This is a genomic window from Desulfatiglans anilini DSM 4660, from assembly GCF_000422285.1.
GTDB lineage: Bacteria > Desulfobacterota > DSM-4660 > Desulfatiglandales > Desulfatiglandaceae > Desulfatiglans > Desulfatiglans anilini.
Map to the genome: position 1 here is coordinate 34,730 of NZ_AULM01000032.1, position 8,282 is coordinate 43,011.

The 8,282-nt window shown below is 59.0% G+C and carries 9 protein-coding genes; 6 read left to right on the forward strand and 3 right to left on the reverse strand.

Annotated features, from left to right (window positions below; translation table 11 throughout):
• Nucleotides 1-414 precede the first annotated feature (414 nt).
• Nucleotides 415-1,365, reverse strand: coding sequence for an NAD(P)H-dependent flavin oxidoreductase (locus tag H567_RS0116845; RefSeq protein ID WP_028322288.1), 951 nt, complete (start codon nt 1,363-1,365; stop codon nt 415-417).
• 612 nt (nt 1,366-1,977) lie between these two features.
• Here H567_RS0116845 and H567_RS0116850 point away from each other — a divergent pair.
• From H567_RS0116850 to H567_RS0116870, 5 genes are all read left to right on the forward strand, one after another.
• The gene (locus H567_RS0116850; RefSeq protein WP_028322289.1) at nt 1,978-2,322 is read left to right on the forward strand and encodes an ArsR/SmtB family transcription factor; all 345 of its coding nucleotides are present in this window, start codon (nt 1,978-1,980) and stop codon (nt 2,320-2,322) included.
• Between the two features lie 115 nt (nt 2,323-2,437).
• Nucleotides 2,438-3,610 carry a permease gene (locus tag H567_RS0116855; RefSeq protein WP_028322290.1) on the forward strand — a complete coding sequence of 391 codons (1,173 nt, stop codon included), beginning with the start codon at nt 2,438-2,440 and terminating at the stop codon, nt 3,608-3,610.
• Nucleotides 3,611-3,635: 25 nt separating this feature from the next.
• The gene (locus H567_RS0116860) at nt 3,636-4,028 is read left to right on the forward strand and encodes a DUF2703 domain-containing protein (protein WP_028322291.1); all 393 of its coding nucleotides are present in this window, start codon (nt 3,636-3,638) and stop codon (nt 4,026-4,028) included.
• A 19-nt stretch (nt 4,029-4,047) separates the two neighbouring features.
• Nucleotides 4,048-4,281 carry a thioredoxin family protein gene (locus tag H567_RS0116865; protein WP_028322292.1) on the forward strand — a complete coding sequence of 78 codons (234 nt, stop codon included), beginning with the start codon at nt 4,048-4,050 and terminating at the stop codon, nt 4,279-4,281.
• Nucleotides 4,282-4,486: 205 nt separating this feature from the next.
• Nucleotides 4,487-4,660: a hypothetical protein gene (locus tag H567_RS0116870; protein ID WP_153306230.1), complete on the forward strand. Its 174-nt coding sequence runs from the start codon at nt 4,487-4,489 to the stop codon at nt 4,658-4,660.
• 185 nt (nt 4,661-4,845) lie between these two features.
• On the opposite strand, the gene H567_RS27985 is transcribed toward H567_RS0116870, so the two are convergent.
• Nucleotides 4,846-6,171 carry a TIGR04283 family arsenosugar biosynthesis glycosyltransferase gene (locus tag H567_RS27985; RefSeq protein WP_035254893.1) on the reverse strand — a complete coding sequence of 442 codons (1,326 nt, stop codon included), beginning with the start codon at nt 6,169-6,171 and terminating at the stop codon, nt 4,846-4,848.
• Nucleotides 6,172-6,351: 180 nt separating this feature from the next.
• Between H567_RS27985 and H567_RS0116880 the strand changes: the two genes are divergently transcribed.
• Nucleotides 6,352-7,203: a sterol desaturase family protein gene (locus H567_RS0116880; RefSeq protein ID WP_028322295.1), complete on the forward strand. Its 852-nt coding sequence runs from the start codon at nt 6,352-6,354 to the stop codon at nt 7,201-7,203.
• A gap of 384 nt (nt 7,204-7,587) precedes the next feature.
• Here H567_RS0116880 and H567_RS25610 read toward each other — a convergent pair whose 3' ends face one another.
• Nucleotides 7,588-8,163, reverse strand: coding sequence for an ABC transporter ATP-binding protein (locus H567_RS25610; protein WP_279615001.1), 576 nt, complete (start codon nt 8,161-8,163; stop codon nt 7,588-7,590).
• Between the last annotated feature and the right edge of the window lie 119 nt (nt 8,164-8,282).

An 8,282-nucleotide genomic window follows, 5' to 3' on the forward strand; every position in this document is an offset into this window, starting at 1 on the left:
GTTACCATCCGGAAAGGTCCTCTCCTGGCAATCTCGGCGTCAATGGGCACGATGGCTCGTGTGGCGACCTACAGGTCGCTTCATCGCAAACAATTGATTTCCCTAAAATTGGAAAAACCGGACCTTGCCGCCCAGCGGGCGCTCTGGGAACGCGCAGCGTGTGAAGAAATCCGAGGCCGCCACGCGGCGCTGGGACGCAGCGCCCGAAGGGTGTGAAGAAAAAGTCCTCTTTTCCCGATTGGAAAATGGATTGCATCCGGAAATCATTGCCGGACAAGCACCAGATAAGGGGTTCTGTCAAAAAATGATGCACGCGAAAAGAGGATTTTCATTCGCTCAGCATCAGGCCATGACAACAACAAACCGAGCAGAAGCGCTCACGTGCGCAGCGGGTGCCCCCAACCTCCCAACTTCTCAGGCGACATACCCAGAAAGGCGCCTGATCTCGTCTTCGGCCTCCGCCATGATCTCATCAAGCAGTTCCGCAATCGGACGTATACGCTTGACCAGTCCGGCGACCTGCCCCATCATCACCGATCCCCACTCCATATCGCCCGAAACCGCGGCCTTCCGGAGGGACCCAATGGTGAAGCCGTCGATCTCGTGCTTGTCCTTCCCCTCCATCTCCATCTGAAGGACCCTTTGCACCAACTGGTTCTTGAGGACCCGGAACTGGAGCCCCGTGGTCCTGCCCGTGACCGCCGTATCCGAATCGACAGCCTGGCACACGGCCTGCTTGTAGTTCTTGTGGAGGGTGGCCTCCCGGGTCGCCAGAAACCGGGTTCCCATCTGTATCCCTTCGGCCCCGAGGGCCAGCGCTGCAACCAGTCCCCTCCCGTCGGCGATCCCCCCCGCCGCGACCAGGGGCAAGTCGGTTGCCTGGGCCGCTTCGCGGACCAGCACCAACGTGGAGATCTCGGAAGGGCTGATGTTTCCGCCCCCTTCCATGCCCATGGCGATGATGCCGTCCACCCCGGCCTCGTTGCACCGTTTGATCATCTCGAGGGTGAACGCGACCTGGAATATCCTGATTCCGGCAGCCTTGAAACGCTCCGTGTACTGGACAGGATCCCCGGCCGAAGAGACGACGACCGGGACCCGCTCTTCGATCGCAATTTCGACCGCCTTCTTGGAAGACGGAAGCCTCAACGGAATGTTCACTGCAAAGGGGAGTACAGTGGCCTCTCTGATCTTCCGTATGTGATCGACCAGTTCCTCGGGTTCCATGGTAGCGGCGGCGATCGTCCCCAATCCGCCGGCCTTCGAAACAGCGGCAGCCATTTCCCAACCCGTAATCCACGCCATCCCTCCCTGCAGGATGGGATAGCGAATTCCCAAAACATCACTCACTCTCGTCTTCAACATGCCTGCTAAAAACCCCGTTTCCTCTCTCTTGCGACACGAAACTGCAACCGGATTCCAGAAATCACAAAGGCTCAGCCCTTTCTTTTCCGATTCGGCCTCCCTCGTCAAGAACAAAACATCCGTGCCGCTCCTGCAGAGATCCGCACCCGGCGACTCCCAAAATCACATGCGTGTCCATGAATCATCGACGCTCATTAAGACAAACGACCTTGAGTGGTTACCTTGCCAAGACAAAGTTCTCACCAACTTGCGGCGTCATCCCGCCCGCTGGCCTGCATGCAGACGGTCAACGCGGCATCATCAAATCTTTTTCGTGGATACCTATAAACAATTCACCTCCAAATTGCCAAACAAATAGATGCATCCTTCCAAAAAATCAACCCTGAATACCCTGGAATCGAGAAGCAATCTGCATCCTCTGTCTTTCATTCGCGAGGTGCAGCAACTCTTCACCCACAAAGTCACCCCTCCGATCATTCACTCCGGCGTTGCCGAGGCGCCGCCGTTTTGCCAGAACTCGAAATCCGGCCGCCGGTGGGGATGAATGCAGATTTTTTATTTGACACGCTCCAGCTCAAAGACTATATTCTAAATTAACGATATGGAGATATCATGAAGACATTGATCAAGGTGATGAAAGCCCTATCCGACCCGAACCGGGTCAAGATCGTCAAGCTTTTGCAGCACCGGGTCATGTGCGTATGCGAACTTCGGGTCGCGCTGAACCTGGCGCAGTCGACTGTCAGCAAACACTTGCGGATCCTGGAGGAGGCGGACTTGGTCACATGGAGCAAGGACGGGCTGTGGGTCAATTACCGTCTGCTCGATGAAACACCGAACCCCTTTGCAAGCCGCATGCTCCGGAATCTCGAACAGTGGCTGGAAGAAGATCCTGAAATCACGGAGTTGATTACGCGGCTGCCGGAAATCCGCAGGGAAAACATCTGCGGCGTGTGATTTTTTTTGAACTTTCCACATCGTTAGATGGCGAACCAGCGATTAAGTTATGTTCACTGGAAAACCACGAATCCACCGACAGCCGCCTTTACTATAGCATCGAGGACGTTGACCGATGAAAGAGCGCACCAAGTTCCTGTTGATCATCAGCACTTTCCTGGCCGCCTATTACGTGCCATGGGGGCATCCCATCATCCGGCAATCCGGGCTCGAGGCGTTCATGATGCTGCAGGAGTATGCCCGCGAGCATGTCCTCACCTGCCTCATTCCAGCCTTCTTCATTGCCGGGGCCATCGCGGTCTTCGTCTCGCAGGCCTCCGTGCTCAAATATTTCGGCGCACAGGCCAGCAAGATCCTCTCCTACTCCGTAGCCTCCGTGTCGGGGACCATCCTGGCCGTCTGCTCCTGCACGGTCCTGCCGCTTTTCGCCGGTATCTACACGCGGGGCGCAGGCATCGGCCCGGCCACCGCCTTTCTCTATTCCGGGCCCGCTATCAACGTCCTCGCCATTACGCTGACCGCAAAGATCCTGGGCTGGCAGCTCGGGCTGGCCCGGGCCATAGGTGCTGTGCTCTTCGCGGTAATCACCGGGCTGCTGATGGCCCTCATCTTCCGGAAAGATGATGCCGCCCGCGCCACCGGGCAGATCTTCCTCCCTGACCCCGAAGCGAAGGAACGGACCCTGCTCCAGGATGCGCTCTACATCGGGACCATGGTGCTGATCCTCGTTTTCGCGGCCTTTGCCAGGCCGGCCCCCGGATCGACAGGGCTTTGGCCCGCCCTCTTCGCCGCCAAATGGACCATCACGATCGGGCTGCTCGTCGTCCTCGGCCTCATGCTGAAGTTCTGGTTCACGCGCGCCGAGTGCAGGAACTGGGTGGAAGCCACCTGGGGCTTCATGAAGCAGATCTTCCCCCTGCTCGCCGGCGGAGTCCTCGTCGCGGGCTTTATGCTGGGACGGCCCGGCCACCCCGCACTCATCCCTGAACAGTGGATCCAGACGCTCCTCGGCGGCAACTCGATCTCGGCCAATCTCATCGCCTCGGTCGCAGGGGCCCTCATGTACTTTGCGACCCTCACGGAGGTGCCGATCCTCCAAGGGCTCCTCGGGGCCGGGATGGGCAAAGGCCCCGCACTGGCGCTGCTCCTGGCCGGACCGGCGCTCTCCCTCCCCAACATGCTGGTCATCGGCAGCGTGATGGGCGTGCGAAAAACGGCCGTCTTTTGCCTTATCATTGTGGTCATGTCGACCATCGCCGGCCTGCTCTTCGGCACGCTGGCCGGATGACCCGTTTGGATAGGAGGACCCTGTCATGAAGCGCCTCGACATCGAGTGGCGCCATCTCCTGAAAGGCGGCAGGACGTGCGAGCGCTGCTCCGACACCGGGGAGGCGGTCCACGCCGCCTACCGTGCGCTCGCCGCTGAACTGGAGCCCCGCGGATGGTGCGTGACACTGCGCGAAACCCCCCTGACGGAGGAGGACATCGCCGAGTCCAACACCATCCTTCTGAACGGCCAGCCGCTCGAACTGCTGCTGCCGGGCGCACACAGCGCCTCGAACTGCTGCACATCCTGCGGCGACCTGCTGGGGATGCCCGCCATGTGCAGGACCATCGTGCACGGCGGCCGGATTTACGAAGCGATCCCCGGAGCCCTGATCATCGAAGCAGCGCATCGAATCGTTCAACAGACCCTTGCAGATTGAAAAAAAGGAGGATTCCCAGATGGAAATCAAAGTCCTGGGCCCAGGCTGCCCGAAATGCCGCCAGACGGAAGAAATCGTCCAACAGGCGATTGAGGAAGCCGGCGTCCCCGCTCAAATCGAAAAGGTCACCGACGCCATGAAGATCGCCCGCTACGGCGTCTTTGTCACACCGGCTGTCGTCGTGGACGGTGAAGTGAAATCGGTCGGCAAGATCCCCAGCAAAGAGGACGTCAAGTCCTGGATCAAAAAATGAATCGGAAAGAGGTGTGATCATGGGTCGACAAGATGATTTTCCGCAGAACAAGGATATCCTGCCGACGCAGAATACGACGTCTGCCTCACATCATGATGAGAATGGCTGAGGGGACGGGTGAATCGTTCCCCAACCGGCAGTTGGCCGGCGCATCCTCAAGTTCCCCGATGACACCCAGGTCGGCGTCGTGGGCCTGGACGCGATCATGGCCGACCTCCTTGCGCAAGGATTCGAGCCCAGCGAGCGGGTCGCCGAGCAGATCATGGAAAGGCTCGAAAAGGAAAAGAACTACATCCCCACCGCCGAACGCGCGCGCAGGGACTACGCCTACGCCCTGCTGAAGGAATACCGAAAATATGTCAAGGACCGCAAAGGCTGAACGAATCTATCCGCATCCTTCACATCCAGTCAACCGCATAACCTTTATTCGAAGGGGCTGTCCATGGAGTTATCATTTGAGTGAAATCCGGAAGGAAGACAGGGGCCTGATGGCGCCCTGCGGCATCATCTGCTCGGGATGCGACATGCAGCCGGGCGAAAGCCTCGAGGCCGGCGGATTTCTTCTCAGCGCAACCCCGTGTAGAAGCGTTGCAGCCTCTGGACCGGCACACCGGCCAGAAAGCCCGCGATCATGAGCTGGTTGACGAGGGTCGTGCGCAGGACGCCGAGGGTCTTCCAGCGCCGCGCCGACGTGAGCGCCGCCTCACGGAGCGTTACGATCCTGCCTCGCCTGCGGAGGCGCCGAACCAGTTCGAAATCCTCCATGATCGGCATGGGCCTGAAGCCCCCAACCTCCTCGAAGACCCGCTTCTCCATGAAGATCCCCTGGTCGCCGTAAGGCATCTGCAAAAGCGCGGACCGGATGTGCGTCACCCGTTCCACCAGGCGCATCACGGCCCTCGGATCGTCGGTCTTGAAACGGAAGGCCCCTGCCACCGTCGCCGGGCGATCCAGGGCGGCGCATATCGCCTCGGCGCACCCGCCAGGCGGGACGGTGTCGGCATGGAGAAAGAGCAGGAATCTTCCACGGGCAAAAGCAGCCCCGCCGTTCAACTGCAAAGCCCGCCCTCCGGACACCGTCAACACGTGCGCCCCCTCCCGCGCGGCTATCTCGCGGGTCCGGTCGCGGCTCCCGCCGTCGACCACGATGCGTTCGATCCCCACCCCCGCTCGTGCGAGCCATTCGAGGAGGCGCCGGATCGCACCGGATTCCTCCAAGGTTGGAATCACGACGGAGACCAGCGATTTTCCCGAAAAGACATCCGAGAAACGAGGATCGTGTCGAACCACATCCAAGTCCTCGGGCCGATCCACATCCCGCAGCGGCAGCAACTCTGCCACACTCAACCCGAGGCGTCGGATCTTTTCGCTCGTTTGGGCATAGACCCGGCCCGTTCCCCAGTCGATGCCCTCAAAGAGCGGGGTATGCATCGACTTCATCCCGATAAGGTAGTACCCGCCGTCAGCGGCACGGCCCACTGCCGTATCGTTCCATCGCAGACCCTCGACAGCCTGTTCGAGGATCTCGGAGGTCAGGCCCGGGATATCGGAACCGACGCCGATCACCGCCCCGGCTCCACTCTGAAAGGCCGCTTCGAAGGCGCCGAGCATGCGGGCGCCGAGATCGCAATCCCCTGAGGCCTGCTCCGCGAAACCGACATCGGTCCCGAGCCAGGCCCGGAAATCCCTCCGCCTTGCGCCGGTATACCAAACGGTGACCGGCATTTCCCCACGGGAGGCAGCCCGCGCCATTTTCACGACGGCCTCGGTCATCCGGCGGTGAAGCCTGGCGGCCGTCTGCGGCGTCAGCGCCGGAATCAGGCGGGTCTTGACCCTGCCCGGTTCAGGGTATCGCGCAAAGATCAAAAGATGAAGAGCACCTTGCTTCATGCCAGATAACCCTTACAATGGATCAACTGAGGCTCATGAAAAAGGACCGCGCTTCGATACGGCATAGCAGCTGACTCGAATATGCGCTCGTTTTGGTTGACCTCATTTGATATAAAGGCCTGCAGAGCTGGTTTTTTTGGACCCCTGACCCGCACGCGGTATCAGCAAGGAGCCGAACAAATGACCGAATTCATAACCGCCCATGAACCCGTCATCCGAATGGCCTTTTTCGCCGGGATCTTTTCGACTGTGGCCCTGGCGGAACTGCTCGCACCTCGGCGCACCCTGACCACCTCCAAGACATCCCGCTGGATCGGAAACATCGGCATCGTCTTCATCAGCACCGCCTTGTTGAGGGTCGTTTTCCCCGCCGGGGCGGTCGGAATCTCTATATGGGTCGGACTCCAGGGCTGGGGGATCTTCCATTATCTCCAGTGGCCCTTCTGGCTGGAGGTGGTGCTGACCATCATCGTTCTGGACTTCGTCATCTACCTGCAGCACGTCATGTTTCACGCGGTCCCGGTCCTTTGGCGCCTGCACATGATGCACCACGCGGACATGGACTACGATCTGACCACCGGCAACCGCTTTCATCCCATCGAGATACTCATTTCCCTAGGGATCAAGGCGGGGGCCATCGTCATTCTCGGGGCCCCTCCGGTGGGGGTCATCATCTTCGAGATCATCCTCAACGGGATGGCCATGTTCAACCATGCCAATCTTTTCATCCCGCTCGGGGTCGACCGTGTGCTACGGCTTCTGGTGGTCACCCCGGATATGCACCGCGTCCACCACTCGGTCTTCCCCAATGAAACCAACGCCAACTTCGGCTTCAACCTTCCGTGGTGGGACCGCCTTTGTGGAACGTACAAACCCCAGCCCACGAAAGGCCACGAACAGATGACCATCGGCCTGAACCAGTTCCGCGACCCGTCCCGCCTCACGCTTCCCTGGATGCTCGTCCTGCCCTTCGTCGGAAAGGGCGGCGCCTACGCCATCGGCAGGCGAGGGTCTACTTCGGGTCGGACCTAGATAACCCATTGAACAACATACGAAAGATTCCAAAAAAAGGCACTTTTAGAACCTTAAAAGCACTTTTTTGGCCTTAAAAAGCGATGTCTAAACATTCCTCTCCCCTTTTGAGAATACCAACCGGTGATTTACAAGCCCCTTTCACGGCTTCTTCCCACAGCTCCCTCCTTCTATTGTTGCATGACTTTCAGGGAAAGGAAAAACCTGGAATCTGCCTGATCATCTATTTCTGATGATCCTAAATCGAATGAGGAACAAGCGAATAGTCTTTGCAGGAGAGGGATGAGACCTGTTCGATTTGCCTGGTGAAGTTCCCGAGACGGCAGCGATACCGGAAAGTCCCGATATTTTTTTGCCCTTCAAGAAACGATTCCGCACAAACGGCTAACCCCGAAGCGCCTCGTGCAGCCTTCGACTGAGGCCTGCGAAGGCCGCGCCTTCTCTCTCCCGCGGCCGCGGCAGACTCACCGAGATCTCTTCGCGGATTCGACCGGGATTCTTGCTCATGAGGAGGATCCTGTCCGCCAGCATCACCGCCTCGCCGACATCGTGCGTTACAAAAAGGATCGTGTGGCCCAGTTCCTGCCACAGCATCAAGAGGAGGCACTGCATCTCTTCCCGGCTTTGGGCGTCCAAAGCGGCGAACGGCTCGTCCATCAGCAGCACTTCAGGCCTCAGGATAAGCACCCTGGCCAGTGCCACCCTTTGTTTCATGCCGCCGGAGATCTCGTGGGGGAGATAATCCCTGAACTCGTTCAACCCGACCAGATTCAGGAAACGGCTCATCTCTTCAGCCCTGGCCTTACGGGACTGCTTCCGCCCTTTCAGACCGAAGGCGATGTTCTCTCCCACCGTCAACCAGGGAAACAAGGCATCCTCCTGGAAGATGACACAACGATCCGGGCCAGGCCCCTTGTTGGTTGGCAGAATATGCTGTCGGGAAGGGGCCGTATTTTTCACAAACGCTTGACTAGAGGGGGTCGGATGTCGAATTATTCTGGCTTTGGGAATAGGGCGGAAGCGGTCATAGAAAACAATTGGGGTAAAGGATGTAGCAGCACCCTTTACCCCGAAAAACA

Bases quoted from the DNA above. Each gene is read 5' to 3' on its own strand.
- H567_RS0116850 (WP_028322289.1), top strand. From the start codon at position 1,978: ATGAAGACATTGATCAAGGTGATGAAAGCCCTATCCGACCCGAACCGG.
- H567_RS0116865 (WP_028322292.1), top strand. From the start codon at position 4,048: ATGGAAATCAAAGTCCTGGGCCCAGGCTGCCCGAAATGCCGCCAGACG.
- H567_RS0116870 (WP_153306230.1), top strand. From the start codon at position 4,487: ATGGCCGACCTCCTTGCGCAAGGATTCGAGCCCAGCGAGCGGGTCGCC.
- H567_RS0116845 (WP_028322288.1), bottom strand. From the start codon at position 1,365: ATGTTGAAGACGAGAGTGAGTGATGTTTTGGGAATTCGCTATCCCATC.
- H567_RS0116880 (WP_028322295.1), top strand. From the start codon at position 6,352: ATGACCGAATTCATAACCGCCCATGAACCCGTCATCCGAATGGCCTTT.
- H567_RS27985 (WP_035254893.1), bottom strand. From the start codon at position 6,171: ATGAAGCAAGGTGCTCTTCATCTTTTGATCTTTGCGCGATACCCTGAA.
- H567_RS0116855 (WP_028322290.1), top strand. From the start codon at position 2,438: ATGAAAGAGCGCACCAAGTTCCTGTTGATCATCAGCACTTTCCTGGCC.
- H567_RS0116860 (WP_028322291.1), top strand. From the start codon at position 3,636: ATGAAGCGCCTCGACATCGAGTGGCGCCATCTCCTGAAAGGCGGCAGG.